Annotated in this window: 30 protein-coding genes; 20 read left to right on the top strand and 10 right to left on the bottom strand. The window is 35.6% G+C overall.

What is annotated here, in order from left to right; genetic code table 11:
- Window positions 1-34 precede the first annotated feature (34 nt).
- On the bottom strand, window positions 35-1,390 hold the full coding sequence (dnaA, locus tag EUBDOL_RS04020) for a chromosomal replication initiator protein DnaA (protein WP_022419851.1): 1,356 nt from the start codon (window positions 1,388-1,390) through the stop codon (window positions 35-37).
- A gap of 586 nt (window positions 1,391-1,976) precedes the next feature.
- On the opposite strand from dnaA, the gene rpmH reads away from it, so the two are divergent.
- The 5 genes from rpmH (at window position 1,977) to EUBDOL_RS04000 (ending at window position 5,177) form a co-directional block, all read left to right on the top strand.
- Window positions 1,977-2,111, top strand: coding sequence for a 50S ribosomal protein L34 (rpmH, locus tag EUBDOL_RS11185; protein WP_083781332.1), 135 nt, complete (start codon window positions 1,977-1,979; stop codon window positions 2,109-2,111).
- A 51-nt stretch (window positions 2,112-2,162) separates the two neighbouring features.
- Window positions 2,163-2,489, top strand: coding sequence for a ribonuclease P protein component (rnpA, locus tag EUBDOL_RS04015; protein ID WP_004798765.1), 327 nt, complete (start codon window positions 2,163-2,165; stop codon window positions 2,487-2,489).
- A gap of 31 nt (window positions 2,490-2,520) precedes the next feature.
- Entirely contained in the window at window positions 2,521-3,507 is a 987-nt protein-coding gene (locus tag EUBDOL_RS04010) for a YidC/Oxa1 family membrane protein insertase (RefSeq protein WP_004798764.1), read from the top strand.
- Between the two features lie 11 nt (window positions 3,508-3,518).
- On the top strand, window positions 3,519-4,133 hold the full coding sequence (locus EUBDOL_RS04005) for a Jag family protein (protein ID WP_004798762.1): 615 nt from the start codon (window positions 3,519-3,521) through the stop codon (window positions 4,131-4,133).
- A 117-nt stretch (window positions 4,134-4,250) separates the two neighbouring features.
- Window positions 4,251-5,177, top strand: coding sequence for an Rpn family recombination-promoting nuclease/putative transposase (locus EUBDOL_RS04000; protein ID WP_040463050.1), 927 nt, complete (start codon window positions 4,251-4,253; stop codon window positions 5,175-5,177).
- 163 nt (window positions 5,178-5,340) lie between these two features.
- On the opposite strand, the gene EUBDOL_RS03995 is transcribed toward EUBDOL_RS04000, so the two are convergent.
- From EUBDOL_RS03995 to EUBDOL_RS03980, 4 genes are read right to left on the bottom strand one after another with little or no spacing between them, the layout of a single operon-like run.
- Window positions 5,341-5,640 (bottom strand): PTS sugar transporter subunit IIB, encoded by a 300-nt coding sequence (locus tag EUBDOL_RS03995; protein ID WP_022420787.1) that lies wholly within the window; start codon window positions 5,638-5,640, stop codon window positions 5,341-5,343.
- A 1-nt stretch (window position 5,641) separates the two neighbouring features.
- A complete protein-coding gene (locus tag EUBDOL_RS03990) occupies window positions 5,642-6,937 on the bottom strand; it encodes a PTS sugar transporter subunit IIC (RefSeq protein WP_004798755.1) in 1,296 nt (431 codons plus the stop codon).
- 1 nt (window position 6,938) lies between these two features.
- The gene (locus tag EUBDOL_RS03985) at window positions 6,939-8,324 is read right to left on the bottom strand and encodes a glycoside hydrolase family 1 protein (protein ID WP_004798753.1); all 1,386 of its coding nucleotides are present in this window, start codon (window positions 8,322-8,324) and stop codon (window positions 6,939-6,941) included.
- Window positions 8,321-8,641, bottom strand: a complete 321-nt coding sequence (locus EUBDOL_RS03980) for a PTS lactose/cellobiose transporter subunit IIA (protein WP_004798750.1) — start codon at window positions 8,639-8,641, stop codon at window positions 8,321-8,323. The genes EUBDOL_RS03985 and EUBDOL_RS03980 overlap by 4 nt, the downstream gene beginning before the upstream one ends.
- Before the next feature lie 205 nt (window positions 8,642-8,846).
- Here EUBDOL_RS03980 and EUBDOL_RS03975 point away from each other — a divergent pair, with 205 nt between their 5' ends.
- The 5 genes from EUBDOL_RS03975 to mfd all read left to right on the top strand — a co-directional run bounded on the left by EUBDOL_RS03975 (window position 8,847) and on the right by mfd (window position 16,321).
- Window positions 8,847-10,721, top strand: coding sequence for a BglG family transcription antiterminator (locus EUBDOL_RS03975; protein ID WP_040463047.1), 1,875 nt, complete (start codon window positions 8,847-8,849; stop codon window positions 10,719-10,721).
- A gap of 93 nt (window positions 10,722-10,814) precedes the next feature.
- Window positions 10,815-11,453 carry a TetR/AcrR family transcriptional regulator gene (locus EUBDOL_RS03970; RefSeq protein WP_004798745.1) on the top strand — a complete coding sequence of 213 codons (639 nt, stop codon included), beginning with the start codon at window positions 10,815-10,817 and terminating at the stop codon, window positions 11,451-11,453.
- A gap of 46 nt (window positions 11,454-11,499) precedes the next feature.
- On the top strand, window positions 11,500-11,985 hold the full coding sequence (locus EUBDOL_RS03965) for a hypothetical protein (RefSeq protein WP_040463045.1): 486 nt from the start codon (window positions 11,500-11,502) through the stop codon (window positions 11,983-11,985).
- A gap of 335 nt (window positions 11,986-12,320) precedes the next feature.
- The gene (pth, locus tag EUBDOL_RS03955; RefSeq protein WP_004798740.1) at window positions 12,321-12,881 is read left to right on the top strand and encodes an aminoacyl-tRNA hydrolase; all 561 of its coding nucleotides are present in this window, start codon (window positions 12,321-12,323) and stop codon (window positions 12,879-12,881) included.
- Window positions 12,882-12,889: 8 nt separating this feature from the next.
- Window positions 12,890-16,321, top strand: a complete 3,432-nt coding sequence (gene mfd / locus EUBDOL_RS03950) for a transcription-repair coupling factor (RefSeq protein WP_004798738.1) — start codon at window positions 12,890-12,892, stop codon at window positions 16,319-16,321.
- A 138-nt stretch (window positions 16,322-16,459) separates the two neighbouring features.
- Here mfd and EUBDOL_RS03945 read toward each other — a convergent pair whose 3' ends face one another.
- Window positions 16,460-16,885 carry a hypothetical protein gene (locus EUBDOL_RS03945; protein WP_004798734.1) on the bottom strand — a complete coding sequence of 142 codons (426 nt, stop codon included), beginning with the start codon at window positions 16,883-16,885 and terminating at the stop codon, window positions 16,460-16,462.
- Between the two features lie 409 nt (window positions 16,886-17,294).
- Between EUBDOL_RS03945 and glyA the strand changes: the two genes are divergently transcribed.
- Window positions 17,295-18,524, top strand: a complete 1,230-nt coding sequence (gene glyA / locus EUBDOL_RS03940) for a serine hydroxymethyltransferase (protein ID WP_004798732.1) — start codon at window positions 17,295-17,297, stop codon at window positions 18,522-18,524.
- A gap of 37 nt (window positions 18,525-18,561) precedes the next feature.
- Here glyA and EUBDOL_RS03935 read toward each other — a convergent pair whose 3' ends face one another.
- Window positions 18,562-18,981: an Hsp20/alpha crystallin family protein gene (locus EUBDOL_RS03935; RefSeq protein ID WP_040463042.1), complete on the bottom strand. Its 420-nt coding sequence runs from the start codon at window positions 18,979-18,981 to the stop codon at window positions 18,562-18,564.
- 322 nt (window positions 18,982-19,303) lie between these two features.
- Here EUBDOL_RS03935 and EUBDOL_RS03930 point away from each other — a divergent pair, with 322 nt between their 5' ends.
- Entirely contained in the window at window positions 19,304-20,275 is a 972-nt protein-coding gene (locus tag EUBDOL_RS03930) for a hypothetical protein (protein WP_004798727.1), read from the top strand.
- Window positions 20,276-20,325: 50 nt separating this feature from the next.
- Here the strand turns inward: EUBDOL_RS03930 and EUBDOL_RS03925 are convergent, their stop codons facing one another.
- The 3 genes from EUBDOL_RS03925 to EUBDOL_RS03915 form a co-directional block, all read right to left on the bottom strand.
- Entirely contained in the window at window positions 20,326-20,613 is a 288-nt protein-coding gene (locus EUBDOL_RS03925; protein WP_040463040.1) for a hypothetical protein, read from the bottom strand.
- A 188-nt stretch (window positions 20,614-20,801) separates the two neighbouring features.
- A complete protein-coding gene (locus EUBDOL_RS03920; RefSeq protein ID WP_004798723.1) occupies window positions 20,802-21,065 on the bottom strand; it encodes a Txe/YoeB family addiction module toxin in 264 nt (87 codons plus the stop codon).
- On the bottom strand, window positions 21,058-21,315 hold the full coding sequence (locus EUBDOL_RS03915) for a type II toxin-antitoxin system RelB/DinJ family antitoxin (protein ID WP_004798721.1): 258 nt from the start codon (window positions 21,313-21,315) through the stop codon (window positions 21,058-21,060). Before EUBDOL_RS03915 ends, EUBDOL_RS03920 begins: the two co-directional genes overlap by 8 nt.
- A 632-nt stretch (window positions 21,316-21,947) precedes the next feature.
- Between EUBDOL_RS03915 and upp the strand changes: the two genes are divergently transcribed.
- Genes upp through atpA form a run of 8 tightly spaced genes read left to right on the top strand, consistent with a single transcriptional unit; the run spans window position 21,948 to window position 26,680 of the window.
- Window positions 21,948-22,568, top strand: coding sequence for a uracil phosphoribosyltransferase (gene upp, locus EUBDOL_RS03910; protein WP_004798718.1), 621 nt, complete (start codon window positions 21,948-21,950; stop codon window positions 22,566-22,568).
- Window positions 22,569-22,571: 3 nt separating this feature from the next.
- Entirely contained in the window at window positions 22,572-22,751 is a 180-nt protein-coding gene (locus tag EUBDOL_RS03905) for an AtpZ/AtpI family protein (protein WP_004798717.1), read from the top strand.
- Window positions 22,744-23,112 (top strand): ATP synthase subunit I, encoded by a 369-nt coding sequence (locus EUBDOL_RS03900; protein ID WP_004798714.1) that lies wholly within the window; start codon window positions 22,744-22,746, stop codon window positions 23,110-23,112. Before EUBDOL_RS03905 ends, EUBDOL_RS03900 begins: the two co-directional genes overlap by 8 nt.
- On the top strand, window positions 23,112-23,807 hold the full coding sequence (atpB, locus tag EUBDOL_RS03895; RefSeq protein WP_004798712.1) for a F0F1 ATP synthase subunit A: 696 nt from the start codon (window positions 23,112-23,114) through the stop codon (window positions 23,805-23,807). Before EUBDOL_RS03900 ends, atpB begins: the two co-directional genes overlap by 1 nt.
- 22 nt (window positions 23,808-23,829) lie before the next feature.
- Window positions 23,830-24,072, top strand: coding sequence for an ATP synthase F0 subunit C (gene atpE / locus EUBDOL_RS03890; RefSeq protein WP_004798710.1), 243 nt, complete (start codon window positions 23,830-23,832; stop codon window positions 24,070-24,072).
- 25 nt (window positions 24,073-24,097) lie between these two features.
- Entirely contained in the window at window positions 24,098-24,616 is a 519-nt protein-coding gene (gene atpF / locus EUBDOL_RS03885) for a F0F1 ATP synthase subunit B (protein ID WP_004798707.1), read from the top strand.
- Complete coding sequence (atpH, locus tag EUBDOL_RS03880; protein ID WP_004798705.1) at window positions 24,604-25,137, top strand: ATP synthase F1 subunit delta; 534 nt, start codon at window positions 24,604-24,606, stop codon at window positions 25,135-25,137. Before atpF ends, atpH begins: the two co-directional genes overlap by 13 nt.
- A gap of 22 nt (window positions 25,138-25,159) precedes the next feature.
- Window positions 25,160-26,680, top strand: coding sequence for a F0F1 ATP synthase subunit alpha (gene atpA, locus EUBDOL_RS03875; protein ID WP_022420815.1), 1,521 nt, complete (start codon window positions 25,160-25,162; stop codon window positions 26,678-26,680).
- The last annotated feature ends 1 nt before the right edge of the window (window position 26,681 follow it).

Raw genomic sequence — 26,681 nt, 5'->3', positions numbered from 1 at the left:
ATTGTGAATTAAAAGTGGAAAGCGGTGGATAATTTTATTGAATTCCCAACTGCTTCTCAATTTGTTGTAAGGCCTGTTGAAATTGTTCCTTATCTTTCAGCAGCTTTACCATCTTCTCATAAGAGGACATAATGGTAGAATGATCGCGATTTCCGAATTCTAAGCCGATTTTCGCAAATGGCATATCCAAATGCTTACGACATAAATATACAGCAATGTGTCTTGCATTGGCAATGTTTTTGGTTCTGGACTTGGATTCAATCTGTGTTTTGGTAAGTCCATAGAAATCACAAACAGCTTTTTTAATCTTATTGACAGATAATTCGTCATTTGTTACGGTCATTGGATTTTCCTTAAAGATTTCTTTGGCAAACTTTAAATCAATCGTATCGGGATTGTATAGAATTGATTTAAAGAACAGCTCATTCAAAGCTCCTTCCAACTTACGAACATCAGATGCAAAGCGTGTTGCCAAATAATCAAGCACCTCATCTTCAATAAGAATTTCCTCGTTTCTGCCCTCGATCTTTTTTTGAAGGATTGCCTTAGCGGTTTCAAATTCCGGTGATCCGACAGAAACAGAAAGTCCGCTGCTAAAGCGTGAAATCAAACGATTTTCGATACCCTTTAATTCCGTTGGGTGAATATCACTGGTAATTACGATCTGCTTATTATCACGAATAAGCTTGTTATACATATTGAAGAACAGCTCCTGTGAGGTACTTTGCTTCAAGCGCTGAATATCATCAATCAACAAATAGTCGGCAGAGCAAATTTTTTCCTTTACTTCTTCAACATTTTTATTTTTCATTGCTTCAATTAACAGTGTTACGAAATCCTCACTGTAAATATATAATACTTTGTCCTCCGGACGATTTTCCTTAATATAATTGCCAATGGCATGAAGCAGGTGGGTTTTTCCTAAACCGGAATTACCGAAAATGAACAATGGATTGTTAAATTTGCCGGGATAATAGCAAGCAGACAGTGATGCTGCATGTGCCTCGCGGTTGTTTTTACCTACGACAAAGCTATCGAAGGTATATTCCGGATTGATTTTATCTTCAAATAAGATATTGCTGCGTCGTAAGGCATCTTTATTGATATACTCACTATCAACCTCTTTTTTCAATAGGATTTGACATTCTACCTCATGCTCCAATACGATGGAAAGCTTCTCCTTGATCAGATCCTTATAAAGATCGCTGATAATTTGTTTATTGACTTTATAAGGAACTGTAATAATAGCGAGATCATCACGAATGTCAAACAACTGAGAGCCATCAAACCAAACACTGAAATTGGCAGTATCTACTTTGGAGTTCTCTTTGATTAGATCCAAGGTTTTATCCCATATCTGTTGTAGCTGCATTGTAATAAAACTTGACATATAAATCTCCTTTAACGTAACCATTTTACTATACTTTGTGGATAATTTCTATGTGAAAAATAAGACAGATAAAGTTTTCCACTAAATTACAGTAGAAACACCCTTTATTTAAAGGATATTTGAAGTTTTCCACATCTTTACACATGGAAAACTCTTGTTTTTTCCATAGTGGATAATCTTACTATGTGGAAAAGTGGAAAAAATGGTATATGCTTCTATAATATCCACATGATAGAAATTGAAAAACATCTGATAAATAAAGGATTAATCATACTTTTCTACACTTTCCACATACGGTGGAAAACCTCTTTTTTTCAGTGTGCAAAAAATGTTGAAAAGAGGTGGAAAAGCAAAAAATAGCTGAAAATCCACCGGTTTCTTAAAAAAAATACTAAATTTACATTAGTTTTCCACCATTATGATAGTGGAATGTTGAAAACTATCTCTATATAATATAAAGATAAAGAAAAATCGTGTAAGAAGAGCAGCATTCGAAAAAATTTTATTGACTTTCAAATGTATTTTTTATATAATTTACGAGCAATGCTCAATTTGTATAAAAGATAAAGAAGTGGAGGTGGCTCTTGTGAAAAGAACATATCAACCGAGCAAAAGAAAACACCAAAAAACTCACGGATTCAGAGCCCGTATGGCTACTGTTGGAGGACGTCGCGTATTAGCACGTCGTCGTAGTAAAGGTAGAAAAGTGTTATCAGCTTAAAAAGTCGCCTTCGGGCGATTTTTTTTCAATGAAGGAAAACGAGGTGAGCGTATGAAAAAAGAATATCGCATCAAAAGTACAAGAGAATTTTCTAGTATTATGAACTATAAAAAATTTTATGCGTGTCCTTCTTTTACCATTTACGTAAAGCCCAGACAGCAAGAGCATGCGCGTGTTGGAATATCGGCAGGCAAAAAGCTTGGAAATGCGGTTATGCGTAATAAAATAAAGCGTCAGGTACGTGAAATGGTGCATGATATTTATACATTTGAGGAGAAATTCGATACGATTATTCTGGTTCGAGTGAAATATCATGAAGAAAGTTATATAAACAATAAAAAACACTTGGAAAGATTAGTTAAACACGTTAAAATATAATGGTAAGCAAAATTAGCGAGGAGAAATATAAATGAAAAGATTTTTAAAAAGTAAAAAGAAATTCCTTGCAGTAATTATGGTTATGGTATTTGTTTTAACAGGTTGTAGTAACCCACGCGGTGAATCTGGAAAAACATACGTAAATTCAATTATTGCATCTGAGGACGTAGAAGTAAAACGCAGTCAGGTAGATTTGCCGGACGACAAAGAAATTCAAAAGAAGTACAAGGATATGAAGCCGGAGGATATCATTCAAATTAAGAAAACGACCTTCGGTGATGCAATGAGCGAGGGTTGGTTTAACGGTTTGATTGTTTGGCCGATTGCACAGCTGATTAACATTACATCTAGCTTTACCGATGCCGGTGTAGGTATCATTATTACAACTCTGCTTATTCAGTTCATTATCTTCCTGTTCTCTATTAAATCACAGGTCGCAACACAAAAAATGCAGAGCATTCAGCCGGAATTAAATAAGATTCAGGCAAAATATGCTGGACGAAATGATGATCGTTCTAAAATGCTGCAGGCGCAGGAAATGCAGGCATTGTATAAGAAAAATCAGATCAATCCGTTTGGTACGATTTTGGTTACCTTTATTCAGTTCCCGGTAATCTTCGGTATGTATTATGCAACGATGCGTGCTTATGCAGTAGTCAGCGGTTCTTTCTATGGTATAGATTTAACTGTTACACCACTTGAAGGATTTACTTCACAAAGCTGGTGGCATGTGGTTATCTTCCTATTGATGATCGTATTCCAGTTGGTATCCTTCAAGATGCCTCAATGGCTACAAGAATATCGCAAAAAGAAAAATCACGTTAAAGAAAAGAAATATGCACAGCCAAAGCAAAGCGGTATGGCAGGATCTATGAACATGATGATGTATATGAGTACAGGTATGATTGCTATATTCGCTATTAACTGGCCTTTGGCAATGTCATTCTATTGGTTAGTAGGTTCTGTAGTACGTGTATTACAAAATATTCTTGTTCACAAATTCTTTATTAAAGACTAGGAGGCGTAGGCATGAAGACTTATACAGGCAAAAATCTTGATGATGCCTTGAAGGCCGCTGCTCTTGATAAAGGAGTAGAAACAGATCAATTAACTTATACGGTTATCGAAGAAACATCAGGCTTTTTAGGTCTTGGAAGTAAGACAACCATCAGTGCTTATTGTGATTTGGATATTATTGATTTCATGAAATCTTATTTAGATAGCTATTTTCAAAATATTGCAATGGAAGCAAATGTTGAGGTAAGTGAAGAAAATGGTTTCTTCCATGTCAATATTGATGCTGATAATAATGCAATTCTGATCGGTAAAAACGGACAGACCCTACAAGCCATCAATACGGTGTTAAAATCAGCCGCATCAAGTGAATTTAAGCGCAGAATTGGTGTGTTAATTGATATTAACGGATATAAAGAGGAAAAATATCAAAAGGTTTGTTCTCTGGCACGGCGTGTCGCAAAAACCGTTCAGCGCACAAAAACTGATGCAGTATTAGATCCGATGCCTGCTGATGAAAGAAAGGCAGTGCATAACTACCTATCTACGATGAAGTATGTACGAACGGTAAGTGAAGGGGAAGGCAATCAGCGTCGTTTGAAAATTTGTTACGCACCGGAAAAGGAATAGTATAGAGAGTAAGAATCATTTACGGTTCTTACTTTTTTTATGTTTTTTCACTGCTTTTTCTTTTTTCCTTCGTATGAGATATATGTAGGTATATTTCAGCGAAAGGAGAGGATCGATATGCTTACCAATACAACATGCAGTAATGAAGTGAATTACTGCAATGACTTTTTCTTTAAATATGCTCTTGGAAGTGAAGATGAGGATTCCACATATATCCGTAACACCATCATTGAACGTGTTACCGGTATTCATCCAAAAGAAAGCATCGTTTTGAATCCCAATCTTGATCCAACACTGCTTGCGCAAAAGCAAAGCATCTTGGATATTCATGTCAAGGACGAGCAAGGTCATGAATATGACTTTGAAATGCAGACTACCTTCTTACAGGCATCGGAATGGAAACGATTTGAATACTATGGGGCAAACATGCTTAGCAAGCAACTCGTAGAGGGAGAGAACTATCGTCAGCTTCAATCGATTTATCAAATCATCTTTGTAAATGCATGTCCGCAAAATGAGAAACGATTGATCAATCGCTATATTATGCGAGATCCATATGGAGAGGCAGAAAGCAAAGAGCCACTGTTACACAGAATCTATATTCAACTGCCGATGATTGATGAAATAGCGAAAGAAAAGGGAATGGAAGCAATGAATGATTTTGAACAGGTGTGCTACTTGTTTAAAAACAATGCGAATCATGCTATACTAAAGACAAAGGAAAGGTTGGTGAGGAAGCTAATGGAAAAGCATGAGAAATTCAAAGATGATGAAGGGCTGTGGTCGCTGGCAATGTCGAGACAGATGGCAGAGTGGAGAGAGAAGAACAATCTGTTGGATAGCTATGATGAAGGAAAACAGAAAGGCTTAGAGGAAGGCAATCGATTTGGCACTTTGAATTTATTAACCTTGCAAATTAAACAGAAATTCGCTGTTGATGCTAAAGAATGGCTATCCACCTTAAGCCTATCTCAGCTATATGAGCTTTCCAATCAGCTTTTTACCTGCAATACTTGGGAAGAACTTAAGCAAGCTATGAAGTAATAGGTATAAAAATGTTTTTTACAAAATAAGAAAGTATAAGAAAAGGGACTATAACAGTTGAATAGCACCAAAATGGCTCTAAAAAGTCTTACGTCTTTTTAGAGCCGAGTAGCTTATTATATAAGTAAACTGAAAATCATCAGCTACTTTATATATTCTTTATTTATTCCTTATTTAATTCTTGTTTTATTAACGAATACACATTCACTGCATTCATTGTTCCGTAATCACGAATATCAATTGTAATAACAGGAACATTTGTTTTCGTTTTTACTTCTTTTAATAAGAAACGAATTTGTGGTCCTAATAACACAACGTCTGCTCCTTCTATATAATCATCAATTTCGGAAACAGGAACTGCAATTACATAAGGTTCTAAATTATCTTTTTTCATTTCTTCTTCTAATTTCATTTTTAGGATACTTGTTGACATACCCGCATTGCATGCTAATACAATTTTCATATTATTTTCCCTCTTCTGCAATTTTTTCTTTTTCAAACGCTTTAAAAAATGGTAAGTAGATTAGAATATCTACAACAATTAAGAATATAATTAATAAAACAGCTTTGAAATCCATTGTATCGATTAAAGCCGCAATTGGTGAAAACATATTCCAGCTTGCATAAGCAAATGTACGAGCAACCAAACCGCTACTCATTGCTAAATATGTAATCAAACCATTTAATGGCATAACAATAATAAAAGGAATCATCATAATTGGGTTATACATTAATGGTAAACCAAAAATTAATGGTTCATTAATATTAAACAAAGATGGAATAAATGATAATTTTCCAATTGTACGTAATTGTTTTGATTTACTAGTCAATGCTAAAAATGCAAGTCCTAAGGTTGCACCGCTTCCACCAATTGCCATAAAGTTCCACCAGAATGGAGCAGTTACAACATGAGGTAAAGCCACAGCTGCTGTACCTGCTGCAAAAGCTGCAGCGTTAGCGCCTAAATTACTGTAGAAGAATGGATCTAAAGCACTTGTGATTACAGAATCATGAATACCAAACCACCAGAATACCATAACAATTAAAGCTAGGATAATTATACCCCATACATTATCCACTGCACTTACAAGTGGAGTCATAAGCATTGTGATAACTTGTGGTAAATTAATATGTGCAAATGATAATAATAAGTTATTCAAAAAAGCTGTTAATATGACAACAATTGCAACAGGAACTAAGTTTCCAATGGAATCCGCGAGAGCTGGAGGAACACCTGAACCTTCTAAATTAATACGACCAATTTTTTTCTCAACTAGAACCCGATATAATTCAAAAGAAGTAATACCAACAAAAATCGCTGTAAATAAACCTGTTGCATCAAAGGCAGCGAATGATAATGTTCGATCCACATTCATACTTGCCGAAATAACAAATGTTGACATAGTAACTAAAATTGGCATCATCGTATTCATTTTATATTCTTTACATAAATTATATGAAATTCCTACTGCTACATACAATGACATTAAAGGCATAGTAACATTAAATACATACTCTAAAACAGGACCTGTGTAATCAGCAAAGGCTTGCCACCCTCTCATAAATGAGCACAAGAAACCTGGATCCATGGTAGTATAATCCATTGGTGGTGAAATCAAAACCAATGCAAAACTACCAATTGTAAAAAATGGAATTAAAAACAAGAATGTGCTTTGTAAGGCTTTTAAATATTTCTGACTTGATAATCTTGTTGCCACTGGGGCAACCTTTTCTTCAATAAATTGACTAATCTTATGCATATTAAAATCTTTCCTCTTTTATTTTCTTTTTATACCAATAATAACTTTCTTTTGGAATACGTTTATTATTATCTTCATAATCGATATATACTAAACCGTATCGCTTTTTATATCCATTAATCCAACTATATAAGTCCATCGTAGACCATACAAAATATCCACGAACATCACAACCATCTTCCATTGCTTTTTTAATCCAATAAATAAATCCATTTAAGAATTCAATTCGATATTGATCATTAACTTTACCATCAATACATTCATCATAATATCCCAAGCCATTTTCCGTAATGATAATTGGTATTTTTGGATATTTATCTTTTAAATCTAACAACAAGTTATAAACAGATTTAGGATATAATTCACAACCCCAAGCATTTTTTATAGTATTAGGGTCTTCATCTAATTCAAACCAACCTTTAATAATTGTTGAGTTTTTAGTAACACCATCTCCTGTGTTATTTGCTATCATACAGGTTTCTCCAGTTGTATATGGCTTAACTAAAGTTCGGTCGTATGCATTAATTCCTAAATAATCAACAATCCCTTCTTTAAAGATTACTTTATCTTCTGGAAGCATATATGATAAATCATACTCCTTTGATAATTTATCAATGAAATCTTGCGGATACTCTCCAAGGACAGAGACATCATTTACACAGCGGTTATAAAATAAATCTGCATTGTAAATTGCTTCGCGATACTCTTCGTTATCTACTAAAGACTCTATTGAATAGCTATCACTGACAATACCAATCATTCCTTTAAGATTCATTTTTTTATATTCATGAATACAGCCGGCACTTCCTAATAACAAATGATACATAGCTTTCCAACGTCTAGAAAGATTTTGCACATTTGGTGGATAATTACCACGACCATAGCAGCAATAAGTTTCATAATTCGGTTCATTTACTGTTGCCCAGTATTTCACCCGATGACCGAAATATTTAAAACATATCTTTGCATATTCAATAAAGGCGAAAGCAGTTTCTCGATTTTCCCACCCACCGGATTTAAATAGAGAGATAGGAATATCATAGTGATATAAAGTTACGAATGGTTCAACACCGTACTTTTCACAAGTATCTAAAACGCGATTATAGAAATCAATTCCTGCTTGGCTTACTTCACCTGTTCCATTTGGAAGAATACGTGTCCAACACAGGGAAAAACGATAGGCATTTTGATTTCCTTTTGCTAACATTCGAATATCTTCTTCGTATCGATGGTAAACATCTGAAGCTACATCTCCAGTTACAGGATTTACCGAATTCTCATCACTATGACAAAAAATATCCCAATTGGTTAATCCTTTTCCACCTTCTCGCCAACCACCTTCACATTGATAAGCGCTAGTCGCACTTCCCCATAAAAATTTGCTCATAGTCTTGCCTCTTTGTCTAAAATACGAATCATTTGTCTTGCAATACGTTCATACATAATCGTTGTCATTAAATGATCCTGCGCATGAATTAAAATTACATTTATATTTACCTTTTCTCCATTTGCCTCAGAAATTAATAAATCTGTTTGTACTTTATGAGCTTGTGTTAATTCTTTCTTACCTAAGTTATAAAGCTCTTTTGCTCTTTCCTTATTTTCCTCCATCATTTCTTCAACTGCTTCATAGAAATAAGAAAAAGCATTTCCTGCGTATCCGATAATCTCAAAAGACATCTCTTGAATTGTTTCTTCTGTCATATATTCACCCTTTCTTAAAAACTAACCGTGCACGTTAATTTACTTTTATATTTTAAAAAAAACAGTTTTTTAGTTCAAACCTGTTTTTGTGACATGCCCCACAATTCATTTTGCGAGGTATTACGAAAAAACATATTTTACAATTTTTAATTTTTTTCTTATGATAAAGATTAATAAATATGAATATTTGGAAAGGATATGTAATATGCGAAAATTAACCACCAGACAGTCTAAAATCGTACAAGAAATCAATACGCATCAATCCTTAACAGGAAAAGAATTATCCATTCTATTGAATTGCTCCGTACGAACAATTCAAAACGAAATTATGGCAATCAATAGGAGCCATAAAATTATTGAATCCTCTAATAAAGGATATACGCTAAATACATCAGCCTATGAAGCAATTTATCAATCCTCGAAATATCCACAAAAAGATAATGAAGCTTTAAAAATCTTACTATTTTCCAATAGTTCAATTCATATCTATGACTTAGCCGATCAATTATATGTAAGTATTACAACACTCGAAAAACATTTAAAGACATATCAAGATATATTAAAAGAATATTCATTATCTATTATTCGAAATAAAGGATATCTGCATATTGAAGGAAATGAAATTTACAAAAGACAACTAATTAAAAATCTTATTATCAATGAAACTCAAGGATCTTTTATCAACATTGAATCTTTCAGTCCTTATTTTGATAATATCGAGCTTTCAAAAACAAAATCATTTTTAGAAAAAATAATTCATGATCATGATTATTCTATAGACCGCGTATATGCCAATACATTAACTGTATCTCTATCAGTAGCTTTATACCGTATGCAAACACATCATTACATAGATTCCGAAATTATCTATCAATGTACGAAAGATTCCATTGAATATAAAATCGCTACAAAAATATTGGAGTACTATAAGGAAAAATACCAATTAACACCAACCAAAAATGATATTCAATATATATCTAGTTTAATTATTGGTCAAATAAAACCAAACGACACGGTTACAAATCCAATTGATTCACTACTAGATACCGATTTTATACAAAATATTCATAATATATTAAAAAGTGCCTTTAGACATTATATGTTAGATATTGATTTTTCAGACAATATTTATAGTTTTTCAATGCATGTCGATGGATTAATTAAAAGATCAAAGGCAATGCAGCCTGCATATAATTATGCTGTTCGAAGTTTAAAATCCGATCATCCGTTTATTTATGAAGTGGCGGTTTATATTGCTAACAATATCAAGAAAGCGTATAATATTCAAATTAATGATTCTGAAATTGGATTTATCTGTATTTATATCGGATCCCTAGTAGAAAATGCAATTTATCGCACACAAATCTATTGTTTCTTCTTATGTGAAAATTATCATCAAGTCAAACAATATTTATATAATAAACTTCGAAAAATATTACCGGATACGATTCAATTAATTCAAGGAACCTTTGAAAACCTACAAAATCAGTCCGTTGACTTAGTTATCACCACAGATAATATTGTTCATCTTCCGATACCTGTCATTGAAGTATCTCCTTTTTTGACATTAGCCGATATCGACAAGATTAATAAAGTAATTTCAAATCTTACAGGTTTATACACTTCTATGAAGGCTAGTACTCTATTTTTTGAATTTTTTCAATCTGATTTATTTTATATTTGCGATGATTTTCAAGATAAGTATGAAATATTAGATTTTTTAGCTAAAGAAATGGTTCATCATAAAATCGCAGATACTAATTTTCCAGATTCGGTAAAAAACAGAGAACAGCTATCCTCGACTTGCTTCAGTGGAAAATATGCAATTCCTCACGCGATTGAATTAAATGCTAATAAAACTATGGTTTCTGTTCTTATTTCACACAAAGGAATTCATTGGGATCAAGAAAATATAGTGAATATTGTTTTAATGATTTCCGTAAGGCGGGAAGATCGAAAACGATTTATTGAGCTTTATGAAAGTATGATTCAAATATTAGAAAACCCGTATAAATTATCAAGACTTACAAATGTAAATTCTTTTGATGAATTTAAAACAATTCTCCTTCAACAAATATAAAAAAAACAAATAAATAATTGTTTTGTCTTTTTATGCATGTTAAAATAAAGACAGATTTATAAATTTGTTTTTATTTTGATAGGGAGTGATAAAATGCCAAAGATGGCTTATTCAGAGGAAGAGCGAGAACGAATACGAATACAGTTGATTACTGTTGGTTTGGATTTGATGGCAAAACAAGGTATTCAGCATACAACAGTTGAACAGATTTACAAAAGTGTTGGTATATCACGTACATTCTTTTATAGTTTTTTTCCGACCAAGGAAGATTTAATTGTTGAAACACTCTATTTTCAACAGCCGAAAATCATTCATTATGTGCATGAACTGATGGGCGATCCTTCTTTAAATTGGAGAAGTACCGTAAAGAAGTTCCTTTTTTCCTGTTGCTATGGGGAAAGAAACGGTATTGCTATACTTACAATTGAGGAACAGCAGCTTTTGTTTAAACGTTTGTCATCGGAAAGCTATGATATCTTTCGTAAAAAGCAACAATTGTTGTTTAAATCAATTTTAGAGGGCTTTGGAATCCAAGCGGAAAAAACTAACATTAATTTATTTATTAATTTAAGCTTAGCTTTAATGGTTGTTCGCAAAGCGATTCCTAACCAGCTTCCGCTATTCGTTCCCGAAGCAGCTGATGAAACAGTAGCTTTTCAAATTGATGTGCTTGTTAATGCTTTGGAAAAGCTAAAAGCGAAATATCCACTTGCTAAAGATAAAAACAAATAAGACTATTCTCATAGGAGTATTCGAAAGAAGCGAAGGAGGAAAAGATATGGGAATTTTTGGAAAATTATTTAAAGGACCTGAGGTTGATATGGAAAAAAGCAATGCCAATGCTAAAAAAATGCGAGTATTGTTTAATCAGGTAGTAGAAGATGGTGATAATTATCAACTAATATTTGGCTATACGGAAGATGTAGGACGTTTTAATTATGGCTTTGTCCATGGCAGTAAAACAAAAATCGGAAATTTAATAGTCGGTTGGAATGCCGATACACAAACAATCGTTGTTGTTCCAACTGTGCCAAATTTATCCGGCTGTGGTGATCCGACATATTATCGCCGTAGTGAGATACACAAGGCTTATCGCAATAAATATCCTACCGATGCCTTCATTATTTATCCGGATAAAAAAGGATATATCGGGATCAATGCATACGATTGGCTTGAAGATGAATCACTTTATGTATATGTATCTCAAGAAAGTGAATTAGCTGCATTTACCGAGTTCTTTATGAAACAATTCGCAACGAAATAAGAGCTATGCCATTAAAAGAAATTCTAGCTTTTCTGTTCCTCTTGGTAGTAGTATTTCTATTTGCTAATTTATGGTTTCATTTTGTTGAAGCAATCATAAGTCGAATAAAGAAAGTATTGACTATACACAAGGAACCACCTACGTGGCATTCTTATCCATGTGAAGAGGAAGAAGTAAAGCCTGATAACAATAAGAAAGGATAACATAAGGTTGTAATGACTTTATGTTATTTTCATTTCATAAGGAGTACAAAAATATTACAGCTATGAAAAGCTGATTCTTTTGATTTTACCAAGGCATATGGGGTATAATGTATAAGCTTTGAGGTGATATAAATGAAGTTAATCGTTGGATTGGGAAACCCCGGAAAAGAATATGAAAATACCAGACATAATTCCGGCTTTTGTGTCATGGACGCAATCGCAAAGGAATGCAATGTAGAAATCAATCAAAAGAAATTTAAGGCACTTGTTGCCCAAACCCGTATTGGTAAGGAAAGCGTATTGCTGATGAAGCCGCAAACCTATATGAATTTATCAGGTGAGGCACTTATTCAAGCAGTCAATTTTTATCATATAGACATTAAAGATATTTTGGTTATTTATGATGATCTTGACTTGCCGGTTGGAAAAATTCGTTTACGTGAAAAAGGAAGTGCCGGTGGACAAAACGGTATGAAAAATATTATTCAGCATTTACATACCCAGGAATTTAACCGCATTCGTGTAGGAATCGGAAAAGATGCACGTGTACCGGTCATTGATTGGGTGCTAGGTAAGATTCGTAAGGAAGAACAAGAGGCGTATGAGCAGGCAATCAAGCAAGCATGCGATGCTGCTATTTATAGCTGTTCACATTCTTTTATTGACACGATGAGTGCTTATAATAAGAAATAGGAGATACTATGGATATTTTATTAAAAGAACTCTACAACAATGTCGCTGTAAAGAGTATTTTAAAAAAAGAAAGTAAGCTTGGCAATCTTTCCTTAAGTGAAGAAGCACTCATTGTTGCAAGTGCATTTCAAAAACAACCACAGACAATGCTCATTGTAAAAAATAATACTTATACAGCACAAAGGCTTTATGAACGCTTGTATAGCCTTCTAGGTGAAAAGGTGCTGTTTTTTGGCGTGGAGGAATCCTTGCGAGTAGAGGCAATTGCCGCATCACCGGAAACGAAAGCTAATCAAATGGAAGTATTATCAAAGCTGTTTGATAATAAACCATATATCGTCGTTATGAATGCCGCTGCTAGCATTCATTATCTACCTGCACCGGAAGTATTCCAACAGCATTGCATCTCCATAAAAACCAATGAAGAAACCAATTATGAGCAATTAAAAACACTGCTGTTTGAGGCAGGCTATACACATGTAAGTCGTGTCGATCAACCGTTATGCTATGCCGCAAGAGGTGGAATCATTGATGTTTATTCTATGAATTATGAATATCCGCTGCGTATTGAATTTTTTGATAATGAAATCGACAGCATTCGTTTTTTCGATATATCAACACAGCGAACGATTGAAGTAATCCAAGAAGCCAGTATCATACCGGCAAGCGATATTTTATTTACCAATGAAGAAATTCAAACCATTACACAGCTTGCTTTGGCAGAACTTGCAAATGTAAAAGGATTTACCAATGCTTCTAAGGAGCATTTAGAAGCAATTGTAAACGAGGATTTAGATGCTATTGCTAATCATAGTCCGGAAGCAAGATTATATAAATATCGTGCCTTTTTAAATCAACAGGCCACGATCATGGACTATGTAAAAAATGCTTGTGTAATTGTATCCAGTGAAGAAGAAGTAAAGGATTCTATTAAGCATGCAGCAGAAGAAAATATAGCCTATATTCAAGAAATGTATCAGGAAGCAAACGGCTTATTGAAGTTTTCCATGTTTGCGGATTTTTCAAAAGCTATACAGGCACATGATGTAATTTACGTTAAAATGTTTGTAGATTATAAACAGCCGCTTTCTTCTCAAATCATGACGATGGCACAGGGAGATATCAACTTAGAAAGAACCATGGATCAGCTTATTACACAATCCCATAGTGATAAGGTCTTGTTATGTCTTGATGAAAGTGAAATCAAACGTGTAAGAGAGTTATTAGATGAAAAAAATGTAAGCTATCAACGAGTAGAGGAAACAGATACCTTAAAAAATGGAATTTCTATACTTCATCATCGCCTAATAGAAGGCTTTACATGCATTAGTGAACAGATCCATGTGTATACCGGTAAGGAATTATTCCAAAGCAAGCACAGCATTTCCCGCTATTCTAATAAATTTAAAGAAGCTGAGGTACTGCATGATTATCAGGAATTGAATGTTGGGGATTATGTAGTTCATCATCAGCATGGAATTGGAAAATATTTAGGAATCGTCAATAAAGAAATTGATGGTATCCATAAAGATTTTTTGCATATTGCCTATAAGGGAGATGATGTCTTATTAGTACCCTTGGAGCAATTTCAGCTTATCCGTAAGTTTGTTTCAAAGGAAGGAGCAGTTCCTAAGCTGAATAAGCTAGGTAGTGGAGAATGGGAAAAAACAAAGCGTAAGGTAAGTGAAAAGATTGCACAGTTAGCACAGCGCTTGGTGCATTTGTATGCTTCACGTGAAGAACATATCGGCTTTGCTTTTTCGAAGGACAGTGAGCTGCAAAAGCAGTTTGAACAGGATTTTGATTATGAATTAACGCATGATCAAGCACGTGCCGTAAAAGAAATCAAGCAGGATATGGAAAGCAGTAAGCCTATGGATCGCTTGTTGTGTGGTGATGTCGGATTCGGTAAAACCGAGGTTGCAGCTCGTGCTGCCTTTAAAGCGGTCGTGGATAATAAACAGGTTGCTTTCTTATGTCCGACAACGATTTTATCTCTTCAACACTATAAAACCTTTACCCGTCGTTTTGAAAATTATCCGGTACGTATCGAAGTCATCAATCGCTTTATTCCAATGGCAAAGCAAAAACAAATTATGGAGGACATAAAGGCAGGAAGCATTGATATTTTGATTGGTACACATCGCTTGCTTTCCAAAGATATTCAATTTCAAGATTTAGGCTTGTTGGTGATTGATGAGGAACAACGCTTTGGAGTTGAGCATAAGGAAAAAATCAAGGAATTTAAAAATACGGTAGATGTTCTTTCTCTAAGTGCAACGCCAATACCAAGAACATTACAAATGTCGTTGATTGGGATTCGTTCCTTATCGCAGCTGAATACACCTCCACAAAATCGTATGCCAGTGCAAACCTATGTGATTGAAAAGAATTTTGCAATGATTAAGGAAATCATACAACGTGAGCTTGCACGTAACGGACAGGTTTTCTATTTATATAACAATGTCAAGGAAATTTATAATGTCGCAAGAAAGTTAAGGGAAGCTTTACCAGACGTTGAAATCGGTGTTGCCCATGGACAAATGAGTCGTGAGGATATTGAAGATGTCATGCTGCAATTTACCGAGAACCACTATCAAGTGCTTGTATGTACGACCATTATCGAAACGGGAATTGATATTCCCAATGCCAATACGATCTTGATTGATGAGGCGGATCATTTCGGACTAGCACAGTTATATCAAATCAAAGGACGAGTGGGAAGAAGCGATCGTTTGGCATACGCTTATTTGATGTATTCTCCGCAGCGTCAATTATCGGAAATCGCAATGAAGCGTTTAAAATCCATCAAAGAATTTACACAGCTTGGAAGTGGCTATAAAATTGCCATGCGCGATTTAACGATCCGTGGAGCCGGAGATATGCTAGGTCCTCAACAAGCCGGCTTTATTGATACGGTTGGGATTGATATGTATATTGAGATGCTGAATGATGCTATTATGGAAGAAAAGGGCATTAAAAAAGAAGTAAAGAAGGAGCTGGCAAAAGCAAATGTAAAGGTCGATGCTTATATACCTAGTCGTTTTGCAAATGAGGATTATGAGAAAATCACCTTGTATCAGCGTATGGACGCGATAACGACCAAAAAAGAGCTGTTAGCTATGATGGACGAAATCAAGGATAATTATGGTCGCCTTCCCAAAGCAGTGCAGCTTTTATTTGAAAAGAAACGCTTGGATATATGTATCAATGAACCACATGTAGAGACCTTTAAGGAAATGCCACGTGAGGTGGAAATCGTCTTTACTCCGCAGTGGTCAAATGGTATTGATGGTGTGAAACTATTTGAAATGATGACAACGATTTCAAAGGATATTGTTATTCGCTATAAGGATCAGAAAATTTATATGCGTATGCCAAAAATTAAGGATTGGTTGTATGTTGTAATTGAGATTCTTGAGCGAAGCGAACAAATGTAGTATAACAAAGCTTATATGAAAATTGACATGGCAAATGCTGTGTCTTTTTTATTGATAAAAGAGGGTATGATTGCAGTATCATTGACCATAGCCTAATGATATTGAGGTCATACCCTTTGGAAATTTAATCGTTTTTTACTATTCCGACGAATTTAAACTCTGTTTTTGTATTTTTGATATTCTTTCAGAAAGTATTTTTTCATAATTAGAACCATATATATTTTTATAATTTTTTATTAACTCCTCCTTTCTTTTGGTAAATAAAGCATATATTCTTTTAAAAGAATGGCTTTTTACATATATTGTTTTTTTAGTTGGAAGAAATGAAATAAGTATTGGCTGAATTTGATTTTTTACCCATATTTTAATTAATAACTTTTTACAAAACGTATAGTTACTTTTTATTTTTTCATCATCAAGATGTTCACTAATAGGAATAGCAGGAGCAAAAATATAGCTATATATCATTTTTAATATATTATAATTTCGTTTTATATCATACTCTTCGATTATTTGAAAACAGTAAATATCTTGATAATTACCACTATAATTGTTTTTAATCATAATAAAATGTTCATTATTATATACTTATATTGTACTTTCCCATGGTTATCACATCTCCCTTTATATATAAATTATAAATCATAAAATATGCTTATAACAGTCTTATATCTTCCTACATATTATAGTATACTGATAAAGTAAGCACTTAATCTGTATTTATATATGATTTGTATTGCTTATATAAGACTATTTTTAGCAGAATTAAAAAGTGGTGCTATTTCAATGTAGCATCTTTTATATTAAAATACTCGATTCATATATTAAGTATTTGTTAGGAGAAAATTAATACCATCTACATCATGTCAACATCAACAGGATATTGAGGGAATTATTTTGTTGGTTACATTGCTAGGAGGTATTTTAGAAGCATGATATAATCGAAACAGAAAAGAAAGGATAGGACTGCTATATGAAAGATAAACAAATTCAAGAAGCAATCGAAAAAGAAAGAGAAAGACAACTATATAACATTGAGCTAATTGCATCGGAAAATTATGTATCAAAAGATGTTTTGGAGGCAGCAGGAAGTATTTTAACCAATAAATATGCGGAAGGATATCCCAGTAAGCGTTACTATGGAGGCTGTATTCATGTAGATGAGGTGGAGGAGCTTGCCAGAAAGCGTGCAATGGAGCTATTTCATGCGGAGCATGCAAATGTTCAGCCACATAGTGGATCGCAGGCAAATATGGGAGTTTATATGGCTGTTTTAGAACCGGGAGATACGGTTTTAGGAATGAATTTAACCGCCGGAGGACATTTAACGCATGGACACCCGTTAAATTTTAGTGGCAGCTTGTATAACTTTGTTGATTATGGAGTAGATAAGCATACAGAGTATATTGACTATGAAGATGTTAGAAGAGTAGCCTTGGAAACCAAGCCAAAGCTGATCGTGGCCGGAGCTAGTGCATATCCACGTGTTATTGATTTTAAGAAATTTCGTGAAATTGCTGATGAGGTTGGCGCATATTTCATGGTCGATATGGCACATATTGCCGGCTTGGTAGCTGCGGGATTACACCCAAGTCCTGTTCCTTATGCAGATTTCGTAACATCGACAACGCATAAAACCTTGCGCGGACCACGTGGTGGTATTATCTTATGTAAAAAGGAACATGCTGCTTTATTGGATAAGAAGGTTTTCCCGGGTATGCAGGGAGGACCGTTGATGCATATTATTGCGGCTAAGGCTGTTTGTTTCTATGAGGCTATGCAGCCGGAGTTTAAAAGCTATGCCAAGCAGGTGATTACCAATACAAAGGTGTTGAGCGATACGTTGAAGGAAGAAGGCTTTCGCATTGTGAGTGATGGAACAGACAATCACTTGTTGTTAGTTGATGTAAAGGCATCGCTTGGTATGAGTGGCAAGAAAGCAGAAGAACTTTTGGATCAAGCAGGTATTACATGTAATAAAAATACGATTCCATTTGATTCTGAAAAGCCATTTGTAACAAGTGGCATTCGTTTGGGAAGTGCGGCAATGACAACACGTGGCTTTAAGGAAAATGAATTCCATCAGGTTGCACTATGGATTTCTCAGGTGCTAAAAAATGGGGATAATGAAAAATTCATTCAACAGATACATAAGGAAGTATGTGCTTTAACAAAGCGATTTCCGTTACCAAATGAAGAATAGATAAAAAAGGTGGCAGTGTTTTCAACTGCCGCCTTTTTTATTCAATCATAATCGTTTTCTTTTCCGGTATTTTTACGGTTTCCTTAGGGAAAGTAACCTTTAATTCCCCATTATCATAACTTGCCTTGATATCTGTTTCATCAAGATTTTCACCGACATAGAAGCTACGTGAGAAGTTGCCACTGTAACGTTCCTGACGAATGATGTTTCCTTTATCGTCCTTTTCTTCCTTGTTTGTGTTATGTGCAGCACTGATATTCAAATATCCGTCATGAAGCTCAATTTGAATATCCTCTTTACGACAACCGGGCAATTCCATATCCAATAAATAATATCCGTCTTTTTCACTGATATCGGTTTTCATTGCCATATCATTGCGGTTTGAGAAGAATGGTGAAGTAAACATGTCATCAAATACATCGTCAAATACATTGCTTGTTCTTGGGAAGAATTTCATATCCATCGCCTCCATTTTGCATCTAGCGGTTGTGATACGTTTCGCAGCCGTTGTTCATGAAATCTTACCATCGGTATCTTCCGATTACACTGTTATTATATACCCAACATTTAGCACTGTCAACACTAGAGTGCTAAAAATATTCATAGCTTTTTTGAGCTTTTATTTTTCAAAATTTTTCCTTTTTTCAAGTGATTTTCGTATTACCTTATGAACCCCAAGCATCGCTTAGGGTTGGAGGTGATATGAACATGCTTGTTATTGTTTTTTTTGCTTGTGTTGATTGCTCTGTATTACAGATATAGAAAGTGGGTGATGAAGCATGATGGAAAATTTGGAAATCGCAGATGCAATTGATAACAATACTACTGATTCTGCTTATGATGAATATTGTAAAAAAGTCTTAAGTAATAAACAGGTGTTAGCTCACATTTTAAAGACATGTGTAAGGGAATATGCCGATGTTCCATTAAAAGAAATTCCTTCTTATATTGAACATGATCCCATGTTGAATGTTTCTATGGAGGATAGTGAAGTAATCAAGGGCAGAAATGTTGAAGATCAATCGGTCTTTGGTGCGGAAATTAGATACGATATCTTATTTGATGCAAAGCTCCCTCATTCTTCAAAAGAAGAAAGGATAGGTTTGTTCATTAATATCGAAGCACAAAATCACAGACAAACGGCCTATCCGCTTATCACAAGGGCTATCTATTATTGCAGTAGACTATTGGCACGTCAAAAGAATCATGAAGGAGGTTTTGGAAAGTCAAATTTTCAACAATTAAAAAAGGTGTATTTGATTTGGATCGTTATGAATGCAACAAAGGAAATGGAAGGTGTGATGAATTTCTACACAATTGAGGAGAAATGCTTAGGTGTTAAGTATCATTTGAAAAAGGAAAGTTACGATAAATTAGAAATTATTATGCTGTATCCAAAGAGCTATTATGAGCTTGAAGATGAACCGCATAGCTTGATGGAAATGCTGTATATTTTATTTAAAGCAAAGCTGACAAGCGAGATTAAGAAATATCAATTGATGAAGAACTATGGTATACTAATGATGAAAGAGGAGGTCGATGTTATGTGTAACCTATCACAAGGGTGGTTCGATGATGGACGTGCAGATGGACGAATCATGGGTATTGCGGAAACAGTTTCAAAGCTAATGAAGATCAATAATATGAAGATTGAAAATGTCATGGATATGTTAGAAATCGCAGAGAATATTCGACCGGCAGTTGTTGAAGCTATTCAAACAACCCAAACCAAAGAAATGAATGTATCATAAAAATTACAAATGAATATGAAAAAAGAGGCTGTAACAAAATGACAAAATTTTTAGGTCATTTTGTTACAGCTTTTTTTGTTCTTTTTATTAAATAATAAAACAGCATAGTTAGTTCGAACCTCTTCCACAACGGCTCCGTCATCATACTCATAAAAGCGTTCATTAATGCCATATTTTGCAATATGAATATTTTGTACAAAAAACAAAAATTTGTTTAAACGTACATTTTCTTCACAGAATGTTATTCCGTTTTTGCTTGTTAATTCTTTGTTGAATAAAGTTTTATCTACATCATTTAATAAAAACCATTTAGCAATATCTAACGCTTTGTATGTCATAGTGTTCATCTTCCTTCAAATGAATTATATTGTAATACGACTTTTTTTTGCATACATGTAAAGGTTAAAATTATTTGATTTCTTAAACAGTTTCCAACCGATACATACCCAAACTGTTTTGATATGACACATAGCCTTTGTCCATAATAAAAAGCGCCATGGTAGGCGCTTGCGTAGTGTATGCTTATCTATTTATCTCCGTAATGAGTTCGACATTGCAAGATTTCAATTTTGTTTTCATTGATACGATATACGATTCTGTGTTTTTCGTCAATGCGTCTGCTCCAATATCCTTTTAGACTTCCGGTAAGGGCTTCGGGTTTGCCTATTCCGTCATATCCGTTTCTATCAATATCTTTAATTAAAAGGTTAATACGGTTTAAGGTTTTTTTATCTTTTGACTGCCAATATAAGTAGTCTTCCCATGCGTAATCGTCCCATACTTTAATCATCAGAAACCTCAATCAGCTCGTGGCTCGTACCTCCTGTACTTTCCATTCTTTCTTTTGCAGTTATCAAACGTGCTTGATTTTCCGCAGAGTAAAAAGGGTCAGCTTTCAATTCAAAAGGAATACCATTTGTGCGTACTACTTGTTTCAAGAACATAGTTGTTGCGGCGGATAAAGAAATGCCTAAATCGGAGAAGATAGCTTCTGCATCTCTTTTAAGGTTGTTATCAATACGAATATTTAAGTTAGCCATAATCAACAGCTCCTTTCTACATACATATTATATGCAAATGTAATCACAATATCAACACAATGTACGAAAATTTATTTATTTTAGCATTATGATGTGTCAAAACAGTTCATATCTGACACATGCTCCTTTAAAAAAAGTTCGACATAAAAAAGTCGTAAACAGATTGCAATCCACACATATCCTTTTCAAAAAATGAGACAATTGCAGGCAGTGTAGGTAAAAATCACAAAGGAGTTTGATTTCATGATATAAATTTGAACATACGATCATAATCATGTCTTTTAAATAACAGTGTTAATATCTTAAAACAAGTACATATCTAACAGTTTGAATGCACAGGAGAATGATAAATATTTATTTTTGAATATTTATGGAAACGAAACACAGCTTATGATCATAAAGACTTATGTTTTTTTGTATGTTGATAGGTAGAAAACCGTAGATTTTAACAATCGTTCGATAGAAACTTCCCTATTTTCCAAAGAGGAAAGAAAGATGAAACGATTTAAATTATGTGAATTATGGGAAATCATATGACTTGCATAAAATGGTAAAAATTAGGCATAATTCATGTTATAATAACAACGATGAAGCGTTGTTAAAAATGCTTCTAAAGCAAAGGAGAACATGTTATGTTAAAGGTATTGGAACACCCTTTGATTACGCATAAGCTGACACAGATGCGTAAGAAAGAAACGGGGACAAAGGATTTCCGTCAGAACCTTGATGAAATCGCAGGACTGATGGCTTATGAAATCACCAGAGATCTTCCGTTGGAGCCGGTACAGATCGAAACACCGGTTCAAACTTGTAACACCTTTACCTTAGGTAAAGAAATTGTGCTTGTTCCGATTCTTCGTGCAGGACTGGGCATGGTAAATGGAATTTGTAATTTAATTCCAACGGTAAAAATTGCCCATGTCGGCTTGTATCGTGATGAAGAAACATTGGAACCACACACGTATTTTGAAAAGTATCCAAAGACGATTCATGATGGTATCGTGATGATCGTTGATCCGATGCTGGCAACCGGAGGAAGTGCCTGTGCCGCTATTGAAATGGTAAAACGTCAGGGCGCAAAAAACATTCGTTTGGTTTGTCTTGTCGGTGCCCCGGAAGGTGTAGCGGCAGTTGAAAAAGAGCACCCCGATGTGGATATTTATTTAGCTGCCTTAGATGAAAAGCTGAATGAAAAAGGCTATATTGTTCCGGGACTTGGAGATGCAGGCGATCGTATTTTCGGAACAAAATAAAGCATGAAATGGGCAATTCAATGGCTTGCGGTTTTTACACTCACGACCTTGTTTGCGGCCGGTATCGGTTATTTATTAGATCAATGGCTGAACACTGCGCCGCTTGCTATCCTACTATGCCTAGCCTATGCGATTGGCGGAGGCTTTTATCGACTGTGGAAGGAAATGAGTAAGAATGAATGAGCTACAAAAAATGACCCGTAAAATACGCTTGCTTTCTTTGTTCATCGGCGTTACACTTAGTATCCTCGCCGCTATTATATGGCATGATAAAATCGCTGAAGTAGCCGGTGGAGTTGTAATCGGACTTATGTGTGCCCTTATCGGCTTTCAGATGATTCAGTCCATGTCGCTTGGAATTGAAGAAAGCAATGCGAAAAGCAAAGCGTATGTAGGCTATTTGTTACGTTTTATTTTCTATGCCTGTGTTTTTACATTAAGTATGTATTCCGGCATCAACGTTTTCGCACTACTTGTCGGCTTTATGTGTCATAAGGCAGCAATTATTGTGTATAGCGTTCGATATAGAGAGGAGATGGATTAGTGGCAATTGACATAACAATCGCTGGATTTCATATTTATATCCATGAATCCATCGTAAATTGGTTAGCTCTCTGTGTGATCCTAATGATTTTCTTTTATTTTGCCGGAAAGAAGATCAAAAAAGCTGATCCAAGAGAAGCACCAAAGGGCTTCCTGCTGTTATGTGAAGTCATCGCCAAGCTGGGTACTGGAATCATATCCGATAACCTGAAGGAAAGAACAAAAGCATATCTTCCCTTCTTTGGTTCTTTGATTTTTATGATGGCCCCTAGCAATCTATTAGGTCTTATTGGATTGCAGCCGCCAACCAGTAATCTCAGTGTCAATGTGACGCTCGCCGTCATGATGTTTGTTTTGGTCCAATATACCGGACTGAAGGAAAAAGGCATCAAGGGCAGAATTGCGGAATTATGCGATCCGTTTTTGCTGTTTATGCCACTCAATGTTCTTGGAGATTTGGCTCTGCCGGTATCCTTGAGCTTACGTTTATTTGGAAATATGCTTGCCGGTACCATTATTGTCGGTATGGTATATGGGTTAATGGAAAGCTTATTGCCGTTTAGTATCATCGGTTATTCGCTCACTCCGTTCTTCCACGCATATTTCGATATTTTCTCAGGTCTGATTCAGACCTACATCTTCTTTACGCTTGCCAGCTTCTTCTTATCTGACAGTATGGCTAGTGAGGAAGAATAAACAAATACGGAGGTAAGAAAAAATGTTTAATGAAGAATTTGTAAAAGGTATGGCAATGTTAGGTGCCGGTATTGCAATGATCGCCGGTTTAGGTCCCGGAATCGGACAGGGTATTGCGGCAAGTAAAGGTGCAGAGGCTGTCGGACGTAATCCGGAAGCAGCAGGTAAGATTCGTAGCATCATGGTGCTTGGTATCGCCATGGCGGAAACAACCGGTATCTATGCACTTGTTATCGCATTGATCTTGATTTTTACAAATATGTAAGCTGCCACACAGGAGGGTTTGATAAATGGATATAAATATATCAAATTACCTGCGTTTAGATGTTGTGGATATGATCATGGTTCTGGTCTCTACCTTGATTTTATGTCTGTTCGCAAAGCATTTCTTTTGGGATTATGTTAGCGATTATTTCCAAAAGCGTCATGATGCGATAGCGGCAGATCTAAAAGCCGGAGCTGATGCAAAGGCGGAGGGTGAAAGCTACCGTCAGCAGTATGAACAGCAATTAGCCGGGGCAAAGGGAGAGGCTCGTGAAATTATCGAAGCTGCTCAAAAGCATGCCAATGAGGAACGTAAAGAAGTTTTGGCAAAGGCACGTGAGGAAGCAGATATGCTGAAAGCAAAAACCAAACAGGATATGGAACGCGAAAAGGCACAGGCTCAGCAGGCAATGAAACAAACGATTGTCGATGTAGCCTTTGAAGCTGCCAAAGCAATCGTCAAGAAGGAAATGGACGAAAGCAAGCAGCAGGCCTATGTAGATGATTTTATTGAACATGCAGGTGATGACACATGGCAGGCTTAGTTGCTAAAAGCTATTGTGATGCTATTTTCGCTATTGCTCAAGAAGATCATAAGCTGGATATGTATAAGGAACAGCTGTTGTTTGTCGATCAAACGATGAAAGATGCTGATTTTTATACCGTTTTAGGACACCCGAAGATTTCCAAGAAACAGAAAAAGGAAATTTTGGAGGAAGTTTATAAGCATGATCTGGATCCTGTACTTTTAAATTTTATGAAGCTTTTGATTGATAAAGGTCATTTCAAGGCAATGCATGAAATTGTAAAAGAATATATCCGAAACTATAACGAGGTAAATCATATTCAGGTTGTCTATGTAAAGAGTGCTGCTGCTTTAAAAGAGGAAGAAGCAAAGCGCTTGAAAAAGACACTGGAAGAAAAATTGAATAAAACGATTGATATGCGTTTATCAGTTGATGAAGAATTGATTGCGGGCATACGTGTGAAGATCAACGATACGTTGATTGATAACAGTGCATTGTCTCGCTTGGAACGCATGCATCGAGAAATTGTTTCTAAATAGAAAAGAAAGTGAGGTGAATGCAGTGAGTTTGAAGCCAGAAGAAATAAGTAAGCTATTAAAGGAGCAAATTCGTCGTTATGACGATGAAATGGAAGTCGATGAAACAGGTACGGTCATTACCATCGGTGATGGAATTGCCTTGGTTTACGGACTTCGCAATGCAATGGCGGGAGAGCTGCTGCTGTTTCCCCATGATGTATATGGAATGGTGCTGAATTTAGAGGAAGAACATGTCGGTGCCGTTTTAATGGGAAATGATACCGGAATTAAAGAAGGCGATGAGGTAAAAAGAACCGGTAAGATCGTTGAGGTTCCGGTAGGAGATATGATGCTTGGTCGTGTCGTAAATGCATTAGGTCAAGCGATTGATGGAGGAGAAGCAATCGTTAGTGATAAATTCCGTCCGGTAGAGCGTGTAGCACCGGGTGTTATGACTCGTAAAAGCGTTCATCAGCCGCTGATGACCGGTTTGAAGGTTATTGACTCCATGATTCCGATCGGACGTGGACAGCGTGAGTTGATCATCGGTGATCGCCAAACCGGAAAAACAGCGATTGCGATTGATACGATCATCAACCAAAAAGATAAAAATGTTAAATGTATTTATGTTGCGATCGGACAGAAAGCCAGTACCGTAGCACAGATCGTAGAAAAATTAAGAAGCCATGGCGCAATGGAATATACAACGATCGTATCTTCTACGGCCAGTGATGCTGCACCACTACAATATATTGCACCGTATGCAGGCTGTGCAATCGGTGAGGAATGGATGGAAAACGGTGATGATGTACTGATTGTTTACGATGACTTGAGTAAGCATGCGGTGGCATATCGTACCATGTCATTACTGTTGAAGCGCCCTCCTGGACGTGAAGCTTATCCGGGAGATGTATTCTATTTGCATTCTCGTTTGTTGGAGCGTGCTGCGAAGCTAAATGATGAATTGGGTGGAGGAAGCTTAACTGCCTTGCCGATTATCGAAACTCAGGCAGGAGACATTGCGGCGTATATCCCAACCAATGTTATTTCCATTACCGACGGACAGATTTTCTTGCAGACGGAACTGTTTAACAGCGGTGTACGTCCGGCAGTTGATTCCGGTTTATCCGTATCACGTGTCGGTAGTGCGGCACAAATTAAAGCGATGAAACAGGTTAGTGGTTCTTTGAAATTGGAATTGGCACAGTATCGTGAGATGCAGGCCTTTGCGAAATTCGGTAGTGATTTAGATGCTGCGACTAGTGAAACCTTAGCGCATGGTGAGCGTTTGACACGCTTATTGATTCAAAATCAATATGATCCAATGAGCGCAAGTCATCAGGTATTGTCTTTGTTTGCGGCTAAAAATAAATATTTGAAAAATGTAAAGGTTGAAGATGTAGCACTTTACGAAAAAGAAATGCTGAAGTATATGGAGCGTGAGCATCATGAAATCATTGCCCAAATTGATGAAAAACAGGCTCTTGACGAAGCGTTGAGTGAAAGCATCAAGCAGGCCTTAGATGCTTTCGCAAAAGAATTTGCAAACATCTTGGAAGGGTAGT

The sequence above is a fragment of the Amedibacillus dolichus DSM 3991 genome (assembly GCF_000154285.1).
In the GTDB taxonomy this organism is placed as follows: domain Bacteria; phylum Bacillota_I; class Bacilli_A; order Erysipelotrichales; family Erysipelotrichaceae; genus Amedibacillus; species Amedibacillus dolichus.
Note: the sequence above shows the minus strand (reverse complement) of the source record. Positions and strands in the feature narration are given on the sequence as shown.

What these genes read in the sequence shown, in the direction of transcription:
- EUBDOL_RS03920 (WP_004798723.1), bottom strand. Translation starts at nt 21,065, where the DNA reads ATGATTAAAGTATGGGACGATTACGCATGGGAAGACTACTTATATTGG.
- upp (WP_004798718.1), top strand. Translation starts at nt 21,948, where the DNA reads ATGTTAAAGGTATTGGAACACCCTTTGATTACGCATAAGCTGACACAG.
- EUBDOL_RS03995 (WP_022420787.1), bottom strand. Translation starts at nt 5,640, where the DNA reads ATGAAAATTGTATTAGCATGCAATGCGGGTATGTCAACAAGTATCCTA.
- EUBDOL_RS03935 (WP_040463042.1), bottom strand. Translation starts at nt 18,981, where the DNA reads ATGAAATTCTTCCCAAGAACAAGCAATGTATTTGACGATGTATTTGAT.
- EUBDOL_RS04010 (WP_004798764.1), top strand. Translation starts at nt 2,521, where the DNA reads ATGAAAAGATTTTTAAAAAGTAAAAAGAAATTCCTTGCAGTAATTATG.
- EUBDOL_RS03990 (WP_004798755.1), bottom strand. Translation starts at nt 6,937, where the DNA reads ATGCATAAGATTAGTCAATTTATTGAAGAAAAGGTTGCCCCAGTGGCA.
- EUBDOL_RS03945 (WP_004798734.1), bottom strand. Translation starts at nt 16,885, where the DNA reads ATGATTAAAAACAATTATAGTGGTAATTATCAAGATATTTACTGTTTT.
- atpE (WP_004798710.1), top strand. Translation starts at nt 23,830, where the DNA reads ATGTTTAATGAAGAATTTGTAAAAGGTATGGCAATGTTAGGTGCCGGT.
- EUBDOL_RS03930 (WP_004798727.1), top strand. Translation starts at nt 19,304, where the DNA reads ATGATGGAAAATTTGGAAATCGCAGATGCAATTGATAACAATACTACT.
- glyA (WP_004798732.1), top strand. Translation starts at nt 17,295, where the DNA reads ATGAAAGATAAACAAATTCAAGAAGCAATCGAAAAAGAAAGAGAAAGA.
- EUBDOL_RS04005 (WP_004798762.1), top strand. Translation starts at nt 3,519, where the DNA reads ATGAAGACTTATACAGGCAAAAATCTTGATGATGCCTTGAAGGCCGCT.
- EUBDOL_RS03975 (WP_040463047.1), top strand. Translation starts at nt 8,847, where the DNA reads ATGCGAAAATTAACCACCAGACAGTCTAAAATCGTACAAGAAATCAAT.
- EUBDOL_RS03970 (WP_004798745.1), top strand. Translation starts at nt 10,815, where the DNA reads ATGCCAAAGATGGCTTATTCAGAGGAAGAGCGAGAACGAATACGAATA.
- EUBDOL_RS03965 (WP_040463045.1), top strand. Translation starts at nt 11,500, where the DNA reads ATGGGAATTTTTGGAAAATTATTTAAAGGACCTGAGGTTGATATGGAA.
- EUBDOL_RS03905 (WP_004798717.1), top strand. Translation starts at nt 22,572, where the DNA reads ATGAAATGGGCAATTCAATGGCTTGCGGTTTTTACACTCACGACCTTG.
- EUBDOL_RS03915 (WP_004798721.1), bottom strand. Translation starts at nt 21,315, where the DNA reads ATGGCTAACTTAAATATTCGTATTGATAACAACCTTAAAAGAGATGCA.
- atpF (WP_004798707.1), top strand. Translation starts at nt 24,098, where the DNA reads ATGGATATAAATATATCAAATTACCTGCGTTTAGATGTTGTGGATATG.
- EUBDOL_RS03925 (WP_040463040.1), bottom strand. Translation starts at nt 20,613, where the DNA reads ATGACATACAAAGCGTTAGATATTGCTAAATGGTTTTTATTAAATGAT.
- rnpA (WP_004798765.1), top strand. Translation starts at nt 2,163, where the DNA reads ATGAAAAAAGAATATCGCATCAAAAGTACAAGAGAATTTTCTAGTATT.
- dnaA (WP_022419851.1), bottom strand. Translation starts at nt 1,390, where the DNA reads ATGTCAAGTTTTATTACAATGCAGCTACAACAGATATGGGATAAAACC.
- pth (WP_004798740.1), top strand. Translation starts at nt 12,321, where the DNA reads ATGAAGTTAATCGTTGGATTGGGAAACCCCGGAAAAGAATATGAAAAT.
- EUBDOL_RS03985 (WP_004798753.1), bottom strand. Translation starts at nt 8,324, where the DNA reads ATGAGCAAATTTTTATGGGGAAGTGCGACTAGCGCTTATCAATGTGAA.
- EUBDOL_RS04000 (WP_040463050.1), top strand. Translation starts at nt 4,251, where the DNA reads ATGCTTACCAATACAACATGCAGTAATGAAGTGAATTACTGCAATGAC.
- mfd (WP_004798738.1), top strand. Translation starts at nt 12,890, where the DNA reads ATGGATATTTTATTAAAAGAACTCTACAACAATGTCGCTGTAAAGAGT.
- EUBDOL_RS03980 (WP_004798750.1), bottom strand. Translation starts at nt 8,641, where the DNA reads ATGACAGAAGAAACAATTCAAGAGATGTCTTTTGAGATTATCGGATAC.
- EUBDOL_RS03900 (WP_004798714.1), top strand. Translation starts at nt 22,744, where the DNA reads ATGAATGAGCTACAAAAAATGACCCGTAAAATACGCTTGCTTTCTTTG.
- atpH (WP_004798705.1), top strand. Translation starts at nt 24,604, where the DNA reads ATGGCAGGCTTAGTTGCTAAAAGCTATTGTGATGCTATTTTCGCTATT.